Genomic DNA, 22,029 nt, shown 5'->3' with positions numbered 1-22,029 from the left:
AGCAGGTCTGAGGGTTGCTGGCGCACCGCCAGTCCAGCAGGGGCCTGCCTCAGCGCAGGTCGAACAGCAGCGTCTCGGCCGGCGGCGGCTCCGGCGTGGGCTCCTCGACCTTGACCACCGTGGCGCGCAGGCAGCGGGTCATGTGCCGCAGGCGCAGGTGCCCGGTGTGCGGCGTGACCTCGCTGAAGGCCTCGCGCACCCGGGCCAGCGTGGTCTCGCTGATCGGCTGCGTGCCGATCTCGGACGCGAACTGCAGCAGGCCCGCGAGGTCGAGCGTCTGCCACTGAGCCAGATCGGTGGACTCGACGTCGCCGAAGAGGCCGGTGGCGCCGAGGGTGTCGACGACGGGAGGGTCGGACCGGGTGCGACGGCCGACGATGTCGCGCAGGCGCCGGACCCAGGGCAGCGACTCGTCGTGGGTGCGCTCGACCGTGGAGACGACGCCGCCGGGACGCAGGACCCGGGCGACGTCCGCCAGGGCCGTGGGCGACTCGCGCAGGTGCGGGGCCACGACGGCGTCGAAGGAGCTCCCCGCGAAGGGCAGCCGGTCGCCCGCGGCGCGGACGTACTGGACCTCGGGGTGCCGGCGACCGCGGACGTCGTCGCCGGCGACGACGACCTCGTGGCCCTGGTCGGCCAGGTGGTAGGCGATCGTGCTGTCGCCCAGATGCAGGACGCACGCCAGACGATCGCCCGCCAGCCACTTGGCCATGCGGGCCGACGCGTCGTCGTGGCCGACGGCGCTGCGACGGTTGACTGCCTCACCCACCCTCCGGACGGTACAGGCCCACCCGTCGTGGAGGGGTACGCTGCGGGGCGTGTCAGGACCTGAGTCTTCGCGCGTCGACCCGTTCGGGTCCGCCGCCGCCCTCGAGGGACTGCCCTCGCTCTACGCCAGCACCCGCGACGGGATCGACATGGTCCTGCGGGACCGGGGCCTGCGACGGACGACGCCGGAGGACACTGCCGGCTCGCTGCTGCTCGGCGCGTCGGCCAGCTCGACGCTCGAGGGGTCGCCCGTCACGGCCGACGAGCTGGCCGACGGGCAGGGCGATCCGACCGCCCGCGGGGCCCTGCGCCTGTCGGGCGAGCTCTTGTCGCTCGTGCCGACGTGGACCCGGGCGCCGGTGCAGGCCCTGGCCCGCATGCACAGCCTCGCGACCCTCGGCGCGGGCGACGCGGGCCGCCCGGTCAACCCGGCCGGGGTCGAGCGCCTCGGCAACCTCGCGCAGGCCCTGCGGCGCCCGACGGCGGCTCCTGGCCTCGTGATCGCGGCCCTCGTGCACGCCGAGATCGTCACGGCGGGGGCGTTCGGGACGCACAACGGGGTGGTCGCGCGCGCCGCCGAGCGCCTCGTCATGGTCGTCACGGGCGTCGACCCGGCCTCCGTGACGGTGCCCGAGGCCGGTCACGCCGCCGAGCCTGACGGCTACCGCAGCGCGCTCGAGGCCTACGCCTCCGCGACCGCCGCCGGCACCCAGCAGTGGCTGCAGTACTCGGCCCAGTCGTTCACCCGGGCGGTCGAGGCCTCGCCCGTGGCCCGCGGCCGTCGCTGAGCGTGGGCGGTCAGCTCGCCCGAGCGGTGCGTGAGTCGCCTTTCGCGACCGCTGACAGACGCTTGTCTCACCGCTGGCCTCGGCGATAGGCGACTGTCTCACCGCCCGACGTGGCGATAGGCGATTGTCTCACCGCCCACGGGGGATCCCGGGGACGAGGCTGCGCCCGCCCGGGGAAGCCCGGACGGGCGCAGCGTGGGTGGAGCGGGTGCGTCAGACGCGCTGGGCGAGGATGTCGTAGATCCAGCCGTACGTCTTCTCGAGGCCGTCGCGCAGCGTGATCGAGGGCTCCCAGCCGTAGATCTCGCGGAACATCGTGTTGTCGCTGTTGCGGCCGCGCACCCCCTGGGGCGCGTCGAGCTGGTAGGTCCGCTCGAGCTTGATGCCGGCGATGTCCTCCAGGATGTCGACCATCTGGTTGATCGTCACGAGCTCGGCCGAGCCGAGGTTGACCGGCTCGACGTTGTCGCCCGCGAGGATCTCCTGCGAGCCGCGGACGCAGTCGTCGATGTACATGAAGGAGCGGCTCTGCTCGCCGTCGCCCCAGATGTCGATCGTGTGCTCGCCCGTGAGCTTGGCCCAGGCCATCTTGCGCGACAGGGCGGCGGGAGCCTTCTCGCGGCCACCCTCGAACGTGCCCTCCGGCCCGTAGACGTTGTGGTACCGCGCGACCCGGGTCTCGAGGCCGAAGTCCTCGCGGAAGTGGCGGGCCATGCGCTCGCTGAAGAGCTTCTCCCAGCCGTAGCCGTCCTCGGGATCGCCCGGGTAGGCGTCCTCCTCCTTGAGGGCCGTGACGTTCGGGTCGGTCTGCTTGTCGCCGGCGTAGACGCACGCCGAGCTGCTGTAGAAGAAGCGTCGGGTTCCGGCCTCGCGCGCCGCCACCAGCATGTTGGTGCTGGTGAGGACCGAGAGCATGCACTCGGCCTTGTTGTTCTCGATGAACCCCATGCCGCCCATGTCGGCCGCGAGGTTGTAGATCTCCTCGCTCCCCTCGGCAAAGGCACGGGCCTGGCCGGCGTCGGAACAGTCGCCCACGATGCTCTCGGCGCCGTCGTGGACCTGGTACCACTCGTCCTGCGGCTTGACGTCGACGGCACGCACCGTCTTGCCCTGGGAGAGCAGGTCGGCGACGAGGTGTCCGCCGATGAAACCACCGGCTCCGGTGACGACGATGGTCATGGGTGAAAAGGCCTTCCGGTGGGATGCAAGGGAACAGCGCGAGTCTAGTCGCGCCGATGACGCCGTGGTCGTGCTTCTCGCGAGTCAGCTGCACGGTCATCGACATGCGTTCGCATAGACTCTCCCGTGCCCGACCGGCTCGGCGGCATGACGAAGGGTTGACTGGTGGATCTGCGGCAGTTCCTCACCGCGTTGCGGACACGATGGCGCTTCAGCGTCCTGACGTTCCTGGCCGGCACGATCGCCACCGTCGCCATCGTGCTGACGATGACCCCGCAGTACGGGTCGAGCGTCAAGCTGTTCGTCTCGACCCCGACCGGCGGTCAGGCCGAGTACGCCGCGTCGTTCCTCGTGACCCAGCGCGTCGCCTCCTACGCCGACCTGGCGAAGGACCCGTCGATCCTCCAGAACGTGATCGACGAGCTCGATCTCGACATGACGTTCCAGCAGCTCAGCGGCAAGATCTCCGCCGACGTCGTCACCTCGACCCAGACGATCGACATCAGTGTCCGGGCCGACACCCCCGAGCTCGCCCAGGAGATCGCCGGGGAGGAGGCCGCGCAGCTCGTCGAGCTCGTCAAGCGGCTCGAGCAGCCGGCCTCCGGCACCGAGGCCGCGGCCATCACGGCCCGGGTCGCGACCGATCCGAGCTTCAGCGACAAGCCGGTCGCCCCGAACATCCCGCTCAGCATCGCGCTCGGGGTCCTCGTCAGTCTGTTCCTCGCGATCGCCGGCGCCCTGCTGCGCCAGCTCCTGGACCGCACCGTGAAGTCGCGCGACGACATCGAGCGGATCACCGGCACGCCGGCCCTGGCCACCCTGCCGTTCGAGCCGAACGTCAAGAAGAACCCCATGGCCAGCGACACCGACGTCTCGCTCGCGGAGGCGTTCCGCGTGCTGCGCACCAACCTGCAGTTCGCGAGTCTCGACGACGCGGTCGGCTCGATCCTCGTCTCGAGCGCGGTGCCGAACGAGGGCAAGACCCTGGTCGCCACGAATCTCGCCCTCTCGATGGTGCAGGTCGGCAAGTCGGTGCTGCTGATCGACGCCGACATGCGCAACCCCAACGTCGCCACGCGCCTCGGACTGGAGAACTCGGTCGGGGTCGTGTCGGTCCTGCTCGGCCGCACGTCGCTCGAGGGCGCCATCCAGCCGCACTCCAACGGCATCAGCTTCCTCGGCACGGGCCCGCGTCCGCCCAACCCGGCCGAGCTCCTCGGCACGCACGCGATGCGCCAGCTGATCCGGGACGCGACCGCGATGTTCGACCTCGTCATCATCGACGCCCCGCCGATGCTGCCCGTCGCCGACGCGTCGATCCTCGTCACGGAGGTCGACGGCGCCCTGCTCCTGACGCGGTACGGAAGCACGACCCGCGAGCAGCTGCGCCTGGCGATCACGCGCCTCCAGGGAGTCGGCGGCCGGCTCATCGGCACGGTCCTCAACCGCACCCCGCGCCGGTCGGGCGACACCTACGGCTACGGCTACGGGTACGGCTACGGCTACGGGACCACCGAGGACACCAAGGGCGACCGCAAGGCGGCCCGAGCGCTGGCGAAGGAGACCAAGCGCGAGAGCACCGGCCGGCGTGCCTCGCGCTGAGGTCAGCCCATGATGCGGATCGAGGTCGGCCAGGCGCGCGTCACGCTGATGCGCTGGGGTGGCTGGCTCCTGCCGGCCGCCGTGATGGCGGTCTCGCTCCTGGTCCTGGTGCCCCTCGCGACCTCGTCGGTCGTCGGAGGTGTCGCGGCGATCGCCCTGGTCGCCGGTGTCACGTCGATCGGGGTCGTCGGATTCGAGGGCACGGCGATCGGCGCCCTCGCGATCGGTGTGGCGCTCTCGCCGATGGACAACCTGCGACCGGTCGCGGCGGTCTCGTTCGTCTCGCTGTCCGACGTCCTGCTGCTGGTCGGCGTCGGCTGCCTCATGCCCGTCGTGCTGGGACGACGGTGGTCGCTCGACCCCTGGTTCGTGGCGGCCGTGACGGGGCTGAGCCTCACCGCGATCCTCACCTCGGTCTTGTCGGACGAGCCGCTGGCGAGCCTCAACAGCGTCCTGCGGCTCGTGATCGGCGCGATGCTGCTGCCGATCGCCTTCATGATCTGGCGACCCGGCGCATCCATGGTCGTCGTGTTCTCCTGGGCCTACCTCCTGGGCAACGTGGCCAACTTCCTCGCCTCGTTCACGCAGGGCGTGGGTGACGGCGGCCGCCGGATCGGCTTCTCCACCCACCCCAACATCATGGGCCTGTGCGCGATGCTCGCCATCGGCGTCGCGATCGTGCTCTGGGAGGTCATGCCACGCTTCTGGGGCGTCGTGGCGCTCGGCGCCGCGACGCTCTGCGCGGGCGGCGTCTGGGTGAGCGGCAGCCGCGCGGCCCTGTTGGCCGTCGTCGCGATGCTGCTGCTGTACCCCGTCGTGAGCCGGTCCGTCCTGACGGCCGTCACCCTGTTCGGCCTCTCCCTCCCGGTGATCTTCGTGGCAGCCCAGGCGATCCTCGCGGGGGAGAACTCGTCCGACAACGCCTTCGGCCGTCTGCTCGGCGGGGGATCGGCGTCCTACTCCGACCTGGACCGCAGGATGCTCGCGGACGTCGCGCGAGCCCAGTTCGAGGCGCACCCCGTGATCGGTGCGGGTCTGGCCGACATCTACGCGGCCCACAACATCTACCTGCAGATCGTCGCGGCCGTCGGCGTCGTCGGTCTGGCCTTCTTCGTCGCGATGCTCGCCTCGGTGCTGCTGCGCTGCCTGTCGGTCGACCGACGATTCCTGCTCCTGATCCTGCCGTGCTTCGGCTACGTCATGATCGGCGCGATCACGACGATCATCTGGGACCGCTTCGTGTGGTGCGTCCTGGCGCTGCCGTTCCTGCTGCCGCTGATGCGGGACCAGGACGACGCGGACCCTGAGGTCGACGGTGCGGCCCAGGAGACGGTCGACACTCCTCCTGCCGCCGTCGGGGCGACGGCCTCGGCGCAGAAGGACGGCGCCACCGCTCGGGAGCGGTGACGCCGTCGGGGGTCCAGCTCGACCGGGTACCAAGCGTGCTGTCGCGTCATGGTCGTCCCGGTCCGCGACCGTGAGGTCCGCAGATCGTCCGGGAGCGACTGCCCTGTGAGACGGGTGATCGCCGCGTGGGTGCCGTGTGTTGCTGGGCCGGCTGTGAAGTTGTCGTGCCTCCACCATGCCTTACGTGACCTGGGTCACACAACCCCTCCGGCCGAGGTTCTTCGCGAGCGTCCCGACCGTCGCCGGGAGACCGGCTACGCCGAGCTGCGCGAGCGGCGCCCGGACACCAGCACGGCCGCGACCACGGCGCCCGCGAGGGCACCGACACCGGCCGCGCTGACGAGGATCTTGCCCACGGGGGTGTCGAGGCGCAGGGGCGACGTCAGCGCCACGGGACGCCGGAACTCCAGGACGGGCCAGCCGTTCTCCTCGGCCGCGCGCCGCAGCGCCCTGTCGGGATTCACGGCGAACGGGTGCCCGACCGCCTCGAGCATCGGCACGTCGGTGGCGGAGTCGGAGTAGCCGTAGCTCGCCGCCAGGTCGTACCCCCGCTCGTCGGCGAGCTCGACCATCGCCTCCGCCTTGTGCGGGCCGTACGCGTAGCGGTCGATCTCCCCGGTGTAGCGGCCGTCCTCCACGACGAGCGTCGTGGCGACCACGACGTCGGCGCCGAGGAGGTCGCCGATCGGCTCGACGACCTCCGAGCCCGAGGCGGAGACGATCACGATGTCGCGCCCCGCCGCGCGGTGCTCGGCGATCAGGGCGACGGCCTCGTCGTACACGAGCGGCTCGATGATCGAGTGCAGGGTCTCGGCGACCGCCTGGCGGACCGTGGCGACCTCCCACCCGGTCACCATCTGGGTCAGGTAGGCCCGCATCTTCTCGAGCTGGTCGTGATCGGCGCCGCTGACCGCGAACATGAACTGCGCGTAGGCGCTGCGCAGGACGGTGCGTCTGCTGAGCAGCCCCTCGGCGAAGAACGGACGGCTGAACGCGAGGGTGCTCGACTTCGCGATGATCGTCTTGTCGAGGTCGAAGAACGCGGCCCCTCGCCTGTCGACCGGCTGCTCCATGGGCCCAGCATAGGGGTCCGCGACGACCGTCGTCCCCAGGTCAGGGGGCTGCGCCGGCCGTCCACAGGCGCCGACACGGGCCTCGCGGGCGGGCCGCGGATCCCGGACGCTCGGGGCATGGATGCTGCAGTCGTCGTCGCGGCCACCGACGTCGTCACCCGAGAGGCGGCCGCGCGGTGGGCCGCCGCCCTGGGTGCGGTCACCGAGCCGGTCGGCAGCGTCGCCGCGGCCCGGCGGCACTGGGCCGAGGCCCCGGCCGTCGTCGTCGACGCCGCGATGGCGCGCTCGCTGGCCGACGCCGAGGTCGCGCGTCGTCCGCACGTCCTGCTCGTCGACGCCGAGGTCGGGCACGACGACGAGCTGTGGCGCCTCGCGGTGCGACTCGGGGCGGCGCTCGTCTGCCGCCCCGACGCGCAGGCGCAGGCCGAGGCCCTGGAGCTGCTCGCCGCGGCGCTCGAAGGTCGTGCGGAGGCCTGCGTGCTGGCCGTGGTGGGTGCCGTCGGAGGCGCGGGGGCCTCCACGGTCGCTGCGGGGCTCGCCCTGGCGTCCGCCCGCCGGTCCTGGCGCACCGTGCTGTGCGACCTGGACCCGTGCGGGGGTCTGGACCTCGTGCTCGGAGCCGAGGTCGAGGAGGGTGCCCGGTGGGACACCCTCGACCTCGGCGGTGGCCGGCTGCCGGCCGGGGCTCTCGTCGAGGTCCTGCCGCGTCACCGGGGCGTCTCCTACCTGACCCGGTCCCGCGACGGGTCGGCGGCGGTGCCCGACGCCCGCGGCGTCGTGTCGGCGGCCCGCCGGGCCGCCGACCTCGTCGTGATCGACGTCCCTCGGCACCCCTCGGCCCTGTCCGTCCTCGCCGCGGCCGAGCTCACGCTCGTCGTGGTGCCCGAGGACCTGCGCGGTGTGGCCGCCGCGCGACGGCTGCTCGGAGCGGTGCACGAGAGCGCGGGCACGGTCGTCGCGGTCGGACGCGGGGTCCCCGGTGGCCTCGGTCGTGCGGTGCTCGCGACCCATCTCCCGGTCCCGGTCGTCGCGCGCACGGCCCACCGCCGCGCGGTCCCGCGGTCGGTCGCCGCAGGTCGAGGTCCGGCACGGACCCGGTCGTCCGACGCGCTCGCCGCGACCGTGCTCGGGCTGGTCGGACTCGGGACCCGGCCGTGAGCCCCGTGACGGAGGCGCTCGTCGAGCGGGTCCGCCGCCGGCTCGCCGCCGAGGCGGTGCCGCCCTCGCCCGAGAACGTCGCCCGGGCCCTGCGCGCCGAGCCCGGTGTGCTCGGCCCCGACACCGTCCTGGCCATCGTCGACCAGGTCCGCCGCGACACCGGCGGCGCCGGGCCGCTCGAGCCGTTGCTGGGCCTCCCCGGGGTCACCGACGTCCTCGTCAACGGCCCCGACGCGGTGCACGTCGACCGCGGCGACGGCCTGGAGGCCACCGACGTGCGGTTCGGTGACGACGCCGAGGTCCGTCGACTCGCCCAGCGCCTCGCCGCGCTGGCGGGTCGCCGGCTCGACGACGCGAGCCCGTGGGTCGACGCGAGACTGCCCGACGGCACCCGGTTGCACGCCGTGCTGGCTCCCATCGCGCAGCCGGGCACGCTCGTGAGCCTGCGTGTCCCGGCCCGACGCCGGCTCGGCCTGGACGACCTCGTGGCCGCCGGATCGATCTCGCCCGACGGCGCGGAGGTCCTGCGGGGCGTCGTCGCGTCGCGGGCGGCGTTCATGGTCTCGGGTGGCACGGGATCGGGCAAGACCACGCTCCTGGCGGCCCTGCTCGCGGAGGTGCCGGCGCAGGAGCGCCTGGTCGTGGTCGAGGACGCCGCCGAGCTCCGCCCCCGCCATCCGCACGTCGTCGCGCTGGAGGCGCGCCCGGCGAACGTCGAGGGTCGGGGCGCCGTCGAGCTGCGCGACCTCGTCCGCCAGGCGCTGCGGATGCGGCCGGACCGGCTCGTCGTGGGCGAGGTCCGCGGTGCCGAGGTGGTCGACCTGCTGGCGGCCCTCAACACCGGGCACGACGGCGGCTGCGGCACGATCCACGCCAACTCCGCCTCCGACGTGCCCGCGCGGTTCGAGGCCCTCGCGCTCACGGCGGGCCTGCCGCGCGAGGCGCTCCACGCGCAGCTGGTCGCGGGACTCGACCTCGTCGTCCACGTGCGGCGCGACCGCCAGGGTAGGCGGGTGGTCGACCACGTCGGGGTCCTGCAGGCGGGCCCCGATCGCCTCGCGGACTGCGTCCCGGCCCTCGTCCTCGGTCCCGACCAGGTGCGGGAGGGGCCGGCCCACGAGGCGTTGCGAGCCGTGCTCGGCCGGGGGCGCCGCCCGTGATCGCCCTGCCGTTCTCGACGTGGGCCGCCGTGGCGACCGGCTGCACCGTGCTCCTGGCCCGACCCGACCCGGGCTGGGTGGCGGCGCACCGGCTCCGGGTGGCGGCCCCGGTGCGGTGGCCGGCGCGACTCCTGCTCGCCGTGGGTGTCCCGGCCGTCGCGACCCTCCCGCCCCTGGTGCACGGTGCCGCGGCGCTCGTCGTGGTCGCCACGGCATGCGGGGTGGCCGTGTTCGCGCGGCGTGAGCTGCGCCGCGGCCGGCAGCGGGAGCAGGTCCGGGCCGCCGTCCGGGAGGTCACCGAGCTCGTCGACGCGCTCGCGGCCGAGATGCGCGCCGGCGTCCTGCCCCACCGCGCCCTGAACACGGTCGCAGTCGACCACCCCCTCCTGGCCCCGGCGGCCCAGGTGGCGGGGCTCGGCGGCGACACGTCGGACGCCCTGCGGGCCGCGGCCGGCGGACCGGGGCGGTCCGGGCTCGACGCGCTCGCCGGGGCCTGGCACGTCAGCGAGACGTGCGGGGCGCCGCTGGCCGAGGTGCTCGACCGGGTCGCGCGGGCGCTGCGGTTCGAGACCGAGCTCGGCGAGGAGGTGCGGTCGACGGTCGAGCCGGCCCGTGCCACGGGGCGCCTGCTCGCGGTGCTCCCGCTCCTCGGCCTGTTCCTCGGGGCGGGGCTCGGGGCGGATCCCGTGCACGTCGTCACGGCGACCCTGCCCGGCGCCCTCAGCCTGGCGGCCGGCACGGCCCTGGCCTGCGCCGGCGTGCGCTGGATCGAGACCACGGCCGACCGGGCCGAACGCGGATGAGGGCCGAGCGGATGAGGGCCAGCGCGTGAGCCTGGTCGCGGCGGTGCTGGCGGGCCTGGCCGTCGGGCTGTTCGTCGGACCCTCTCCGCACCGCCACGCGCGGCGGGTCCTGGGCGTCGCGGCGGCTCCGCGTCAGATCGACCGCGGGCTCCTCGTCGCAGCCGGGGTCGTGCTGGCGGGCACGGTCGTCGTCGGATGGCCCTGGGGCACGCTGGCCGGGGGCGTGGCCGCGCCCTTCGTCCGTGAGCGGGTCGGCCGGGCCGAGCGCCCCTCACCGATCGTCCCGGCCGAGGTCCCGCTGGTGCTCGACCTCGTCGCGGCGGCCCTCGACGCAGGACGCCCGCCCGGAGCGGCGGTCGCGGCGGCGGCGCGCGCCCTCCAGGGTGGGGTGGGTGCGGAGCTCGCGGAGCTGGCCTCCCGGCTCGCCACGGTGGCCGATCCTACCCGGGTCTGGCGCGACGCGACGCACCACGCGAGCCTCGGGCCGCTCGCTCGCGCCGTCGTCCGTGCCGAACGGTCCGGTGCGGCGCCGGCCCTCGTCGTGTCGCACGCGGCCGACGACCTGCGGCGCCGGCGGCAGGCCGAGCTGACCCGGCGCACCCGGGCCGGCGGGGTCGCCACCGCCCTGCCCCTCGGTCTGTGCTTCCTGCCGGCGTTCTTCCTGGTCGGCATCGTGCCGACGCTCCTGGGCCTCGTCGGCTCGGTCCTGGGCTGATCCGTCCCCAGGGGCTGCCGGTCCACAGGTCACGGACGGTTCCGCAGATCGCCCACCCCGAGCGCCATCTTCTGGGCGTCCACCACTTCGATGAAAGGACTCCTCATGAGTCGAATCCCCACCCGACGCCCCCGCCGACGCGACGAGCGCGGCATGACCACCTCGGAGTACGCCGTCGGCACCGTCGGTGCCTGCACCGTGGGCGGCGTGCTCGTGCAGATCGCCCAGAGCGACTGGTTCAACTCCATGATCAAGGGCGTCTTCGAGAAGATCCCGACGCTCGGGCTGTTCTGACCCCCTGGGGCCGGGGCGTCACGCGCCCCGGCCCCGCCCGTTCGCTCGAGGAGCACCGCCGATGACCCTGCACCACCTGGCGCCGCGGCGCTGCCCGCGTCGCCGCAGCCGGCCGTCCGCGCGCACCGAGCGCGGCATGGCCACCGCCGAGCTCGCCGTCATCACCCCCCTGGCGGTGGTCGTCGTCGTGCTGCTGCTCTGGGCGGCTTCGCTCGGCTACACGCAGCTGCGCCTGACCGACGCGGCCCGCGAGGCCGCCCGCATGGTCGCGCGGGGCGACACGGTCGCGAGCGCCGAGCAGGTCGCCCGGGCCCAGGCGCCCGAGGGGGCGGCGGTCGAGATCACCCGCCGCGGCGACGTCGTGGAGGTCGTCGTCTCGGTGCGGGCGACCCTGCCGGGCACGTGGTTCGACGACCCGATCGGCCGCGACCTGTCCTCCACGGCGGTCGCAGCCCTGGAGTCCCCGTGAGGTGGCCGTCCGGGGTCTGCCGCCCCGAGGGTGGCGCCGTCTCGACCGCTGCCGTCGGGGTGGCGTTCCTGCTGGTCGTCGTCGCCGGTGGCGCGGTCGAGCTCGGCGGCGCGCTGCGCGCCAAGCACGCCGCGGCAGCAGCGGCGGACCTGGCTGCGCTCGCGGCCTCGCGGGCGGTCGAGTCGGGGCATGACGCCTGCGCGGCGGCTGACGACGTCGCCCGACGCAACGGCGCCCGGGTCGTCACGTGCCGGCTCGACGCGGCCGTGGCCACGATCACGACCGAGGTGCGCGCGCCCCGATGGTGGGGGCGAGGTTGGACCTCGCAGCAGACCTCCCGCGCCGCCCCGGTCAGCTACCTCGACGGGTCGTGAGCCTGGCGCAGCACGGCCTCGAGCAGCCGCACCGCGCCGTCCTTGTCGAGCGGCTCGTTGCCGTTGCCGCACTTCGGTGACTGCACGCACGCCGGACACCCGCTCGGGCACGGGCACGCCGCGATCGTGTCGCGGGTGAAGCGCAGCCACGTCGCCGCGACGTCGTACCCGCGCTCGGCGAACCCCGCGCCGCCGGGATGGCCGTCGTGCACGAACACCGTGAGTCGTCCGGTGTCGGCGTGCAGGGCCGTCGAGAGCCCGCCCAGGTCCCACCGGTCGCACGTCGCGAGGAGGGGAAGCAGACCGATCGAGGCGTGCTCGGCGGCGTGCGCCGCGCCGGGCACGTCGACGGCCTCCAGACAGGCCGCGACCTGCTCGGGCTCGAGCGTCCACCACACCGCCGAGGTGCGCAGGCTCCGCTCGGGCAGGTCCAGCGGCTCCTCGCCGAGCGTGCCTCCGCCGTTCGACGAGCGGCGCAGGTAGGACGTCACCTGCGTCGTCACGTCGACGGTGCCGGTCGCGATCCTGGCGTGGCCCCAGTCGGTCGTGCGGGCCGTGTCGACCACGTCGACCCGGGTCGAGGCCCGGGCCTGGGTCGTCCACCCCGGGTCGTCGCGCCGCACGACGGCGGCCCCGTCGTCGGGGTCGTACTCCTCGACCACGTACGTGTCGCCCTGGTGCACGTAGACCGCCCCCTCGTGCACCGTGCTGTCGGCCGTGCCGGCGTCGACCGTGCCGACCAGACGCCCGGTCGCGGCGTCGACGATCTGCACCGGTCGGCCGCTCCCGCCGCGCAGGTCGGCGAGATCGCTCGCCCGCTCGCGCCGCGTCCAGAACCACCCTGCAGGCCGGCGCCGCAGCCACCCGGCCTCGGTCAGGGCGTCGACGCCCTCGCGGGCGCGGGGACCGAACCGGTCGAGCTCGGACTCGGTCAACGGCAGCTCGTGGGCCGCGGCGGCCAGGTGCGGGCCGAGCACGTGCGGGTTGTCGATGTCGAACACCGTGGCCTCGAGCGGCGCCGCGAAGATCGTCTCGGGGTGGTGCACGAGGTAGGTGTCGATCGGGTCCGGCCGGGCGATCAGGACGCCCAGCGACTCCTGGCCCCCGCGGCCGGCCCGCCCCCACTGCTGGAACAGCGACGCCCGGGTCCCTGGATAGCCCACCGTGACGACAGCGTCGAGCCCCGACACGTCGATGCCGAGCTCGAGGGCCGAGGTCGAGGTCAGCCCGAGCAGGTCACCCGACCGCAGACGCTGCTCGAGCAGACGCCGCTCCTCCGGCAGGTATCCGCCGCGGTAGGTGGCCACGCGTCCGGGCAGCGAGGGGTCGACGTCGGCCAGCAGGTCGCGAGCCCGCGAGGTCACGTGCTCCGCCCCGCGCCGCGACCGCACGAAGCACACGCTCTGCACCTCGGCCGACGTGAGGTCGGCCAGCAGGTCGGCCGCCTCGTGCGAGGCGGGGCGCCGGGTCCCCGAGGCGACGTCGTCGGCATCGAGCAGCGGCGGTTCCCACAGGGCGATCGTGCGTGCGCCATGGGGCGAGGCGTCGTCGGTGACCGCGCGAGGATCCAGCCCGGTCAGCCGGCGCGCGAACTCCGCGGGTTCGGCCACGGTCGCCGACGAGCAGATCACGACGGGGCTCGCCCCGACGTGCTCGCACAGCCGCAGCAGGCGGCGCAGCACCAGGGCGACGTGGGCGCCGAAGACACCGCGGTAGTGATGGCACTCGTCGACCACGATGACCCGGAGCCCGCGCAGCAGCCGCGACCAGCGCTGGTGCGCGGGCAGGATCACGTGGTGCAGCGTGTCGGGATTGGTCAGGACCCAGGCGGCGTGGTCGCGGGCCCACTGACGTTCCTCGCGACTGTTGTCGCCGTCGACCGTCGCGGCGCGCACCTGGGGGTCGAGCTCGCGCACCCGGCGGAGCTGGTCGGCCGCCAGCGCCTTGGTCGGTGCGAGGTAGAGCACCGACGGCAGACGCGAACCCTGCAGTGCGGCGCCGTCGCGGCCTGCGGAGAGGGCCGTCAGGGCCGGCAGCTGGAACGTCAGCGACTTGCCCGACGCGGTCCCGGTCGTCACCACGACGTGCCGACCCGCGTGCACGTGGTCGACGGCCTCGCGCTGATGGGCCCACAGGTGGGTGACCCCCTGCCGGACGAAGGCCGCACGGACAGGCCCGGGGACCCAGTCCGGCCAGGGCTCGACGACCGCATCGCGGGCCGGCTGCACCTCGACGTGCGTGACGCGCTCGGCGTGGCGCGTCACGAGATCGGCCGGTCGCACGCCGTGAGTCTTTCAGACGCCGGTTCGCCCCCTGGGGCAGCCGGCGCAGCGCCGTCGACGGTCGCAACCGCGCCAGGCGTGCCAGAATGGCGCGAACCTGGAGGGGAGATCAGATGGAGCTCACGGTCGAGACGCGTGCGGTGCCGCCGTTCGAGGTGCTCGAGATCGGCGGCGAGATCGACGTGTACACGGCCCCGCGGCTGCGGGAGGCCGTCGTCGAGGCGATCGAGGCCGGCAAGCTGCGCCTGATCGTCGACGTCCAGCGGGTCGACTTCCTGGACTCGACCGGTCTCGGCGTGCTCGTGGGCGCGCTCAAGCGGGTCCGCGCCGACGACGGCACCCTCGACATCGTCTGCACCCACGAGCGCCTGCTCAAGATCTTCCAGATCACCGGACTCGACAAGGTGTTCGGCCTGCACGACAGCGTCGAGGCCGCCGTCGCCGCCCACGCGTGAGCCGGCTCCTGCTCCCGACCGACGTCACCGACCGCCTCGCCGACGCCCTGCGCGCGGCCTCCTTCACGGCCGGTGGGGTGCACGCGCTCCTGGGCCCCAGCGCGCACGCCGCCCTGGGGCGCAACGAGACGACCCCGGCCGCCCGCGCGGCGGCCGGCGGGTCGCCCCTCGCGGCGCTCGTGAGCCTGTTCACCCTGCAGCGCCCCGTGGCGCGGCCGCACGTCGACGCGGCGCTGCCGGGCCTGGTCGATCCGTTGGCGGCCGGGGGCCTCCTGGCGGTCTCGGGCGGCGAGGTCCGTGCCCGGGTCGACGTCCGGCCGTACGGCGACGAGGACCACGACTGGTGGGTCGTGTGCGACCTGACGCCCGGGCTCGACGCGACGCCGGTGGAGGTGGGGCCCGAGCACGTGCTCGGCATCAGCGAGGCCTCGTCGTCGCTCGCGCGGCTCGTGACGCGCCGCCCGGTCGGCCGCGCGCTCGACCTCGGCACGGGGTGCGGCGTGCAGGCGCTGCACCTCGCGCAGCACGCGCGTGAGGTCGTCGCCACCGACGTCAATCCGCGGGCGCTCGCGATGGCGCGCCTCACGGCCCGGCTCAACGGGCTCGAGATCGACGTCCGCGACGGCAGCCTGTACGAGCCCGTGGCCGGGGAGCGGTTCGACCTGATCGCCTCGAACCCGCCCTTCGTGGTCTCGCCGCCGGACGGCGACCGCCTGGTCTACCGCGAGACGGACTTCGTCGGGGACGACGTCGTGCGCCGCCTCGTGGCCGGGGCGGGCGACCACCTGACCGACGGCGGCGTCTGCCAGCTCCTGGCCTCGTGGGTGCACCCCGCCGACGGGTCGTGGCAGGACCGGCTCGCGGCCTGGATCGAGCCCACGGGCCTGGACGCCTGGGTGCTCGAGCGGGAGGAGGTCGACCTCGAGAGCTACGCCGAGATGTGGCTCGCCGACTCCGGCCACCGCGGACGCCCCGGCTACACCGCCGCCTACGACCGGTGGCTCGCCTGGTTCGCCGACCAGGGCATCGGCGCCATGGGATTCGGCTGGATCACGCTGCGCCGCGCCGGCCGCACGACCCCCGCGGTGCGCATCGAGGCCTGGGACGGACAGGTCGCCGGCCCCGTCGGACCGGCGGTCCTGCGCTGGAGCGAGGCCACCGACGTCGAGGGCGACGTGCTGGACCACCCGTGGGTGACGGCCCCCGATCTCGTCCAGCACACGTGGGGCGCTCCGGGTGCGGAGGACCCCGCCGTCATCACGGTCCGGCTCCAGGAGGGCCTGCGTCGCGAGCGACGCGTCGACACCGTCACGGCCGGTCTGCTCTCGGCCAGCGACGGCGACCTCACCGCGGGACAGGTCGTGGGGGCGATCGCGACGCTGCTCGATCTCGACCCCGAGACCCTGAAGGCCGAGCGTCGCGCGGAGGTCGCCGACCTCGTCGCAGAGGGCTTCCTCGTGGCGTCGCGGCGGTAGCCGCGCCACGCCCGTCGCAGACGACGAGTGCCGTCGTGTTGCGGGTACGCGCTACGGTGTGCCCGCCGGGTTGCCGTCGTTCCCGGCCGTAGAGAGGATTCCCCCGTGACCAGCCTCGTGATCGTCGAGTCGCCGAACAAGGTCCGCAGCATTGCGGGCTATCTCGGCGACGGCTACGTCGTGGACGCCTCGGTGGGTCACATCCGTGACCTCCCGCAGGGCGCCGACGAGGTCCCGGCCCAGTACAAGGGGCTGCCGTGGGCGCGCCTCGGGGTCGACATCGACAACGACTTCGAGCCGGTCTACGTCGTCTCGGCGGGCAAGAAGTCGCAGATCACCAAGCTCAAGAAGCTCCTGAAGAACGCCGACGAGCTCGTGCTCGCGACCGATGAGGACCGCGAGGGCGAAGCCATCGCGTGGCACCTGCTCGACGAGCTCAAGCCCAACGTCCCGGTCAAGCGCATCGTGTTCAACGAGATCACCAAGGAGGCGATCCAGCGCGCGATCGCCAACCCGCGCGACGTCGACATGGACCTGGTCGACGCGCAGGAGACCCGCCGCATCCTCGACCGCCTGTACGGCTACGAGGTCAGCCCGGTCCTGTGGAAGAAGGTCATGAGCGGCCTGTCGGCCGGTCGCGTGCAGTCCGTCGCGACCCGGCTCGTGGTCGAGCGCGAGCGCGAACGCATCGCGTTCCGGTCGGCGTCCTACTGGGACCTCGACGCCACGTTCGACGCCACCGAGAAGCACGACCCGCAGTACTTCCCGGCACGCCTCATGACGGTCGAGGGCCAGCGCATCGCGACGGGATCGGCGTTCGGCGCCGACGGCCAGCTCAAGAACCCCGAGGTCGTGCAGCTCGACGAGGCCTCCGTCACGGCCCTCGCCGAGGGGCTGCGCGGGCGCCCGCTCACGGTGGCCTCGGTCGAGGCCAAGCCGTACTCGCGCAAGCCCTACGCCCCGTTCCGTACCACGACGATGCAGCAGGAGGCCTCCCGCAAGTTCGGCTGGGGCGCCGCCCGCACGATGCAGGTCGCGCAGCGGCTCTACGAGGGCGGCTACATCACCTACATGCGCACCGACTCCTCGACCTTGAGCCAGACCGCGCTCAGCGCGGCCCGCGCCCAGGTCCGTGAGCTGTACGGTGCGGCGTACCTGCCCGACAAGGCCCGCGTCTACGCCGGTACCTCCAAGAACGCCCAGGAGGCCCACGAGGCCATCCGCCCGTCGGGCGAGACGTTCCGCACGCCGCAGAGCGCGGGTCTGTCCGGCGACGAGTCCAAGCTCTACGAGCTGATCTGGAAGCGCACGATCGCCTCGCAGATGAAGGACGCGCAGGGTGAGCAGCTCTCGATCCGCCTTGCCGGTGACGCCGCCGACGGCCGGGCGGTCGAGTTCACGGCCTCGGGCCGCACCATCACGTTCCACGGCTTCCTCAAGGCCTACGTCGAGACCCATGAGGACCCCACGGCCCAGGGCGACGACCAGCAGACCAAGCTCCCGAGCCTGGCCGAGGGCGACACGGTGCTCGCGCACGAGCTCGTGCCGAGCGGTCACGAGACCAAGCCGCCCGCCCGCTACACCGAGGCCAGCCTGATCAAGGAGCTGGAGGAGCGCGAGATCGGCCGCCCCTCCACCTACGCCTCGATCATCAACACGATCCAGAACCGCGGCTACGTGTACAAGAAGGGCACCGCGCTGGTGCCGGCGTGGATCGCCTTCAGCGTCGTGCGGCTCATGGAGCAGCACTTCAGCCGGCTGGTCGACTACTCCTTCACGGCCCAGCTCGAGGGCGTCCTCGACGAGGTCGCGCACGGTCGCGAGGACCGCCTGCGGGTGCTCCAGGGCTTCTGGACCGGCGACAGCGAGGGCGACACGGGGCTGAAGAAGCTCGTCGAGAACCTGCCCGACATCGATGCCCGCGGCCTGGCCACGTTCGAGCTCGGCGAGGGGGTGGCGGTGCGGGTCGGTCGCTACGGTCCCTACGTCGAGGGTCCTCCGATGGTGCCGGGCGACGGCGGGACCGAGGTCCCCACGCGGGCCAACGTGCCCGAGGACCTGCCGCCCGACGAGCTCACGCTCGACGCGGCCCGGGAGCTGTTGCGCAACCCGGCGGGCCAGGAGAAGCACCTCGGCACGCACCCGGAGACCGGGCTCGACGTCGTGGCGCGCAACGGCCGCTACGGCCCGTACGTCGTGGAGTCGTTGCCGGACGGCTCGCCGAAGACCGCCAAGCCGCGCACGGCCAGCCTGTTCACGTCGATGGACCTCGACTCGCTCTCGCTCGACGACGCCGTCTTGCTGCTGACGCTGCCCCGCGTCGTGGGCACGGGCGAGGACGGCGAGGAGATCACGGCGCAGAACGGCCGGTACGGGCCGTACCTCAAGAAGGGCACCGACTCGCGGTCGCTCGAGACCGAGGAGCAGCTGCTCACCCTGACCGAGGAGCAGGCGCGGGCCATCTACGCCCAGCCCAAGACGTACGGACGCCGCGCCGCGGCCGCACCGCTCAAGGAGCTGGGGGTCGACCCCGTCAGCGAGAAGCCGATCGTCGTCAAGGACGGTCGCTTCGGTCCGTACGTCACCGACGGCGACCACAACGCGAGCCTGCGCAAGGACGACGACGTCGCCACGATCACGCCCGAGCGCGCGCACGAGCTGCTCGCGGAGCGCCGCGCGAAGGCGCCGGCCAAGAAGGGCGCCAAGAAGGTCGCGAAGAAGGCTCCGGCCAAGAAGACGGCTGCCAAGAAGACCGCGGCGAAGAAGGCCCCCGCGAAGAAGACGGCCGCGAAGAAGGCCCCCGCGAAGAAGACGGCCGCGAAGAAGTCGGCCGCGAAGAAGACCGCGGCGAAGAAGGCCCCCGCGAAGAAGGTCGAGTAGGCGGCGGGCTGTCCATCCCGGGGCGGTGAGTCTTCCACCCCCTGAGCGCTGAGCCGGTGGAACGCTCACCGCCGGGGCGCCCACCGGGCATACTCGCGGTATGAGCACCCCGGTCGACCGCCTCACCTCCTTCACGCACGACGGCCTGATCTTCGACGTCGTCGACGCCGGGCCGGTCGACGGCGACGTCGTGGTGCTGCTGCACGGCTTCCCGGAGCGCGCGTCCTCGTGGGAGCAGGTCGCGGCGCGGCTGCACGCTCAGGGATACCGCACGCTCGCGCCCGACCAGCGCGGCTACTCGCCCGGCGCGCGTCCGAAGGGCCGTCGCGCCTATCGGATCGAGCTGCTGGTCGCCGACGTCGCGGCCCTCGTGGAGCTGGCCGGCGGTCGGGCCCACGTGGTCGGTCACGACTGGGGCGCGATCGTCGCGTGGTCGTTCGCGATCGCGCGGCCCGAGCTCGTGCGCACCCTGACCGCCCTGTCGGTGCCGCACCCGGCGTCGTTCCTGCACGCCATGACCCGCACGACCCAGGGCCTGAAGTCCTGGTACATGGCCGCGTTCCAGATTCCGGCCGTCCCGGAGCTGCTCGCGGGCTGGCGGGGCGGACCGGTCGAGCGGTGGATGCGGGCCGGGGGCATGGACGACGCCGCCGTCGAGCGCTTCCAGCGCGACATCGTGGGTTACGGCGCCCTGCCCGGCGGCCTCGCCTGGTACCGGGCGATGCCGTTCATGGATCGCGGCGGCGACCCCCGGGTGACGGTGCCGACGACGATGATCTGGAGCGACGGCGATCTCTACATCGGGCGCGCCGCGGTCGAGGGGGCCGCCCGGTTCATGGATGCGCCGTACGAGCTCGTGGTGCTGCCGGGGGTGAGCCACTGGATCCCCACCGAGGCGCCGGAGCCGGCGGCCGACGCGATCCTCGCGCGCCTGGAGTCCCCCGCCTGATCGCCAGCGCGGCCGGACGGGGCCAGGGCTGGACCTCGACACGGCTTCGGTGCTGCCTCGACGCTGGGCGGTCGCGTTGCTAGCGTGACCACCACGGCCCACGAGAGGCGCTGCGACGGGCCGGGCCCGCCACGCTCGTCGGCCGGCAGGACCCAAGGGCGCCTCCCCCGAGGAGGTCGCGATGACACCCACCCCGTCGAACCCCGCCCCGTCCAACACCGCGCCGTCGAACCCCGCGCTGGCCGACCTGATCGCCGCGCTCCCGAAGGCCGAGCTGCACGTCCACCACGTCGGCTCGGCGAGTCCGGCCACGGTGGCTCGGCTCGCGGCCCGGCACGAGGGGTCGAGCCCGGTGCCGGCCGATCCGGCGCTGCTGACCGAGTACTTCACGTTCACCGACTTCGCGCACTTCATCGAGGTCTACCTGTCGGTCGTCGACCTGATCCGCACCCCTGAGGACGTCGCGACGCTCACGTACGACGTCGGCGCGGACCTCGCGCGCCAGAACGTCCGCTACGCCGAGCTCACGGTCACGCCGTACACCTCGGTCGTCCGCGGCATCGCGCCCGAGGCGTTCTGCGAGGCGATCGAGGACGCGCGGCACCGGGTCGCGCGCGACCACGGCACGCAGCTGCGCTGGATCTTCGACGTCCCGGGGGAGTCCGGGCTGCCGGCGGCCGACGCGACCCTGGCGATCGCGCTCGGTCAGCAGCCCGCCGGACTGATCGGCTTCGGCCTGGGTGGCCCGGAGGTCGGGGTGCCGCGCCCGCAGTTCGCACCGCACTTCGCGGCTGCTCGCGCGGCGGGGCTGCGCAGCGTGCCCCACGCCGGGGAGACGACGGGTCCGCAGACGATCTGGGACGCGCTGGAGCACCTCGGTGCCGAGCGCATCGGCCACGGGATCGCGGCGGCCCAGGACGAGGCGCTCATGGCCCACCTCGCCGAGCACCAGATCGCGCTGGAGGTCTGCCCCACGTCCAACCTCTGCACCGGGGCGGTGGCGAGCCTCGCCGAGCACCCGCTGCCGCAGCTCGTGGCCGCGGGTGTCCCGGTGACGATCGCGTCGGACGACCCGCCGATGTTCTCCACGACGTTGCTGCAGGAGTACGAGGTCGCGGCCGACCTGCTGCAGCTGGATGCCGCCGGCGTCACCGAGCTCGTGCGGCAGTCGGTGCGGTTCTCGTTCCAGTCCGACGCCGAGAAGGCGGCGCTGCTCGCCGAGATCGACGCGGTCCGGGGCTGAGGTCGGCCCGCGGCATCGTCCTGGGCCCGGCATCGTCCTGGGCCCGGCATCGTCGTGAACGCGTGAGCAGCGCCTCGTCTAGGGTCGGCGTCATGCGACGCGCAACGGCGGCACTCGCGACGGCTCTCGTCGTCGCCGTCCTCGCGGGCTGCGGCGACGTCAACAAGGGATCGGCGTTCGCGTCGGAGTTCCAGGCGTTCCTCGACAGCCGTGACGACCTCGCGGTCGCCGAGGCCAGAGGGACCAATCCCTTGCCGTGGTCGGGCACGGGCGACGTGACGATCCAGGTCGTGGACGGCCTGAGCGACGACGAGGTCGTCGACGAGGTCTGGGCGATCACACACCACGAGGTCGACAACCAGGTGGCCTACAGCCTCGAGGTCAGGTTCCCCACCCAGACCAGCACCGGGAGTCCGGCGCTCGCGGCATTCCACGTCGGGGTCCCCGATCCGGCGCCCGAGGACCAGGAGGCCGAGCTGCGTGAGGACCTCGCGGGCCGTCTCGACCTGGCACGCCAGCTCGTGGGACCCGGCATCGGCCCGACCGAGGCATCGGCCGACGCGGAGTCGTTCCGGCTGAGGTCGCAGGGCGATGCCCTGACCGTCGCCGCGGCGCTCTGCGACGACCCCGGGCTCGAGCGGGTCGTCGACGCCTTCACGATCGAGGGCCCGGCCGTCGGCGACACGGGGCAGGGTGGCCGACCGGGAAGCCTGGTCACGCTCAGCGAGGCGGGTGACTGCGCCTGGGTCGCCGACGTCGTCGAGATCCTGACGCTCGTCGGCGCCCCCGGCGCCGTGGCCAGCTACAGCACGCAACAGGCGGTCTACGACGACCTGCCGAACCTGCGGGTCACGCTCGCACCTGGAGCTTCCGCCGATCTGGCCGCCGCCGAGGCCCGCGCGCTCGACCTCGGCGTCACGCTGGTGGTCCTGTAGGCGCGAACCACTAGGCTCCC

Annotated in this window: 20 protein-coding genes; 16 read left to right on the top strand and 4 right to left on the bottom strand. The window is 73.6% G+C overall.

Annotation, left to right across the window (positions count from 1 at the left end; all coding sequences use genetic code 11):
• Positions 1 to 49: 49 nt before the first annotated feature.
• Entirely contained in the window at positions 50 to 769 is a 720-nt protein-coding gene (locus tag KAG51_RS07600; RefSeq protein WP_290582260.1) for a methyltransferase domain-containing protein, read from the bottom strand.
• Positions 770 to 818: 49 nt separating this feature from the next.
• On the opposite strand from KAG51_RS07600, the gene KAG51_RS07595 reads away from it, so the two are divergent.
• Entirely contained in the window at positions 819 to 1,556 is a 738-nt protein-coding gene (locus KAG51_RS07595) for an oxidoreductase (protein ID WP_290582258.1), read from the top strand.
• Between the two features lie 213 nt (positions 1,557 to 1,769).
• On the opposite strand, the gene KAG51_RS07590 is transcribed toward KAG51_RS07595, so the two are convergent.
• Positions 1,770 to 2,735, bottom strand: coding sequence for an NAD-dependent epimerase/dehydratase family protein (locus KAG51_RS07590; protein WP_290582256.1), 966 nt, complete (start codon positions 2,733 to 2,735; stop codon positions 1,770 to 1,772).
• 165 nt (positions 2,736 to 2,900) lie between these two features.
• On the opposite strand from KAG51_RS07590, the gene KAG51_RS07585 reads away from it, so the two are divergent.
• Positions 2,901 to 4,337 (top strand): polysaccharide biosynthesis tyrosine autokinase, encoded by a 1,437-nt coding sequence (locus KAG51_RS07585; RefSeq protein WP_290582254.1) that lies wholly within the window; start codon positions 2,901 to 2,903, stop codon positions 4,335 to 4,337.
• 9 nt (positions 4,338 to 4,346) lie between these two features.
• Entirely contained in the window at positions 4,347 to 5,744 is a 1,398-nt protein-coding gene (locus KAG51_RS07580; RefSeq protein WP_290582252.1) for a hypothetical protein, read from the top strand.
• A gap of 254 nt (positions 5,745 to 5,998) precedes the next feature.
• On the opposite strand, the gene KAG51_RS07575 is transcribed toward KAG51_RS07580, so the two are convergent.
• Positions 5,999 to 6,817, bottom strand: a complete 819-nt coding sequence (locus KAG51_RS07575) for an HAD family hydrolase (RefSeq protein WP_290582250.1) — start codon at positions 6,815 to 6,817, stop codon at positions 5,999 to 6,001.
• Positions 6,818 to 6,934: 117 nt separating this feature from the next.
• Between KAG51_RS07575 and ssd the strand changes: the two genes are divergently transcribed.
• The 7 genes from ssd to KAG51_RS07540 all read left to right on the top strand — a co-directional run bounded on the left by ssd (position 6,935) and on the right by KAG51_RS07540 (position 11,790).
• Positions 6,935 to 7,975, top strand: a complete 1,041-nt coding sequence (ssd, locus tag KAG51_RS07570; RefSeq protein WP_290582249.1) for a septum site-determining protein Ssd — start codon at positions 6,935 to 6,937, stop codon at positions 7,973 to 7,975.
• Positions 7,972 to 9,135, top strand: a complete 1,164-nt coding sequence (locus KAG51_RS07565; protein WP_290582247.1) for a TadA family conjugal transfer-associated ATPase — start codon at positions 7,972 to 7,974, stop codon at positions 9,133 to 9,135. Before ssd ends, KAG51_RS07565 begins: the two co-directional genes overlap by 4 nt.
• A complete protein-coding gene (locus KAG51_RS07560; protein WP_290582245.1) occupies positions 9,132 to 9,938 on the top strand; it encodes a type II secretion system protein in 807 nt (268 codons plus the stop codon). The genes KAG51_RS07565 and KAG51_RS07560 overlap by 4 nt, the downstream gene beginning before the upstream one ends.
• A gap of 25 nt (positions 9,939 to 9,963) precedes the next feature.
• A complete protein-coding gene (locus KAG51_RS07555; protein ID WP_290582244.1) occupies positions 9,964 to 10,653 on the top strand; it encodes a type II secretion system F family protein in 690 nt (229 codons plus the stop codon).
• A gap of 90 nt (positions 10,654 to 10,743) precedes the next feature.
• The gene (locus tag KAG51_RS07550; RefSeq protein WP_363316149.1) at positions 10,744 to 10,947 is read left to right on the top strand and encodes a DUF4244 domain-containing protein; all 204 of its coding nucleotides are present in this window, start codon (positions 10,744 to 10,746) and stop codon (positions 10,945 to 10,947) included.
• 61 nt (positions 10,948 to 11,008) lie between these two features.
• Entirely contained in the window at positions 11,009 to 11,416 is a 408-nt protein-coding gene (locus KAG51_RS07545) for a TadE family type IV pilus minor pilin (RefSeq protein ID WP_290582240.1), read from the top strand.
• The gene (locus KAG51_RS07540) at positions 11,413 to 11,790 is read left to right on the top strand and encodes an Rv3654c family TadE-like protein (RefSeq protein ID WP_290582238.1); all 378 of its coding nucleotides are present in this window, start codon (positions 11,413 to 11,415) and stop codon (positions 11,788 to 11,790) included. Before KAG51_RS07545 ends, KAG51_RS07540 begins: the two co-directional genes overlap by 4 nt.
• Here KAG51_RS07540 and KAG51_RS07535 read toward each other — a convergent pair.
• Complete coding sequence (locus KAG51_RS07535; RefSeq protein ID WP_290582236.1) at positions 11,772 to 14,072, bottom strand: DEAD/DEAH box helicase; 2,301 nt, start codon at positions 14,070 to 14,072, stop codon at positions 11,772 to 11,774. The genes KAG51_RS07540 and KAG51_RS07535 overlap by 19 nt on opposite strands.
• A gap of 113 nt (positions 14,073 to 14,185) precedes the next feature.
• On the opposite strand from KAG51_RS07535, the gene KAG51_RS07530 reads away from it, so the two are divergent.
• From KAG51_RS07530 to KAG51_RS07505, 6 genes are all read left to right on the top strand, one after another.
• Positions 14,186 to 14,527: an anti-sigma factor antagonist gene (locus KAG51_RS07530; protein WP_290582234.1), complete on the top strand. Its 342-nt coding sequence runs from the start codon at positions 14,186 to 14,188 to the stop codon at positions 14,525 to 14,527.
• Positions 14,524 to 16,002: a methyltransferase gene (locus tag KAG51_RS07525; protein ID WP_290582232.1), complete on the top strand. Its 1,479-nt coding sequence runs from the start codon at positions 14,524 to 14,526 to the stop codon at positions 16,000 to 16,002. The genes KAG51_RS07530 and KAG51_RS07525 overlap by 4 nt, the downstream gene beginning before the upstream one ends.
• A gap of 105 nt (positions 16,003 to 16,107) precedes the next feature.
• Positions 16,108 to 18,882, top strand: a complete 2,775-nt coding sequence (topA, locus tag KAG51_RS07520) for a type I DNA topoisomerase (protein WP_290582230.1) — start codon at positions 16,108 to 16,110, stop codon at positions 18,880 to 18,882.
• Between the two features lie 100 nt (positions 18,883 to 18,982).
• On the top strand, positions 18,983 to 19,831 hold the full coding sequence (locus KAG51_RS07515) for an alpha/beta fold hydrolase (protein ID WP_290582228.1): 849 nt from the start codon (positions 18,983 to 18,985) through the stop codon (positions 19,829 to 19,831).
• 181 nt (positions 19,832 to 20,012) lie between these two features.
• Positions 20,013 to 21,074, top strand: coding sequence for an adenosine deaminase (locus KAG51_RS07510; protein WP_290582226.1), 1,062 nt, complete (start codon positions 20,013 to 20,015; stop codon positions 21,072 to 21,074).
• 92 nt (positions 21,075 to 21,166) lie between these two features.
• On the top strand, positions 21,167 to 22,009 hold the full coding sequence (locus tag KAG51_RS07505) for a hypothetical protein (RefSeq protein ID WP_290582224.1): 843 nt from the start codon (positions 21,167 to 21,169) through the stop codon (positions 22,007 to 22,009).
• Positions 22,010 to 22,029: the final 20 nt, after the last annotated feature.

Origin of the sequence: Aeromicrobium sp. (genome assembly GCF_023146395.1) — a bacterium.
In the GTDB taxonomy this organism is placed as follows: domain Bacteria; phylum Actinomycetota; class Actinomycetes; order Propionibacteriales; family Nocardioidaceae; genus Aeromicrobium.
Note: the sequence above shows the minus strand (reverse complement) of the source record. Positions and strands in the feature narration are given on the sequence as shown.

Coding starts and splice junctions, on each gene's coding strand:
- KAG51_RS07590 (WP_290582256.1), bottom strand. CDS start 2,735: ATGACCATCGTCGTCACCGGAGCCGGTGGTTTCATCGGCGGACACCTC.
- KAG51_RS07575 (WP_290582250.1), bottom strand. CDS start 6,817: ATGGAGCAGCCGGTCGACAGGCGAGGGGCCGCGTTCTTCGACCTCGAC.
- KAG51_RS07515 (WP_290582228.1), top strand. CDS start 18,983: ATGAGCACCCCGGTCGACCGCCTCACCTCCTTCACGCACGACGGCCTG.
- KAG51_RS07530 (WP_290582234.1), top strand. CDS start 14,186: ATGGAGCTCACGGTCGAGACGCGTGCGGTGCCGCCGTTCGAGGTGCTC.
- KAG51_RS07510 (WP_290582226.1), top strand. CDS start 20,013: ATGACACCCACCCCGTCGAACCCCGCCCCGTCCAACACCGCGCCGTCG.
- KAG51_RS07545 (WP_290582240.1), top strand. CDS start 11,009: ATGACCCTGCACCACCTGGCGCCGCGGCGCTGCCCGCGTCGCCGCAGC.
- ssd (WP_290582249.1), top strand. CDS start 6,935: ATGGATGCTGCAGTCGTCGTCGCGGCCACCGACGTCGTCACCCGAGAG.
- KAG51_RS07550 (WP_363316149.1), top strand. CDS start 10,744: ATGAAAGGACTCCTCATGAGTCGAATCCCCACCCGACGCCCCCGCCGA.
- KAG51_RS07505 (WP_290582224.1), top strand. CDS start 21,167: ATGCGACGCGCAACGGCGGCACTCGCGACGGCTCTCGTCGTCGCCGTC.
- KAG51_RS07580 (WP_290582252.1), top strand. CDS start 4,347: ATGATGCGGATCGAGGTCGGCCAGGCGCGCGTCACGCTGATGCGCTGG.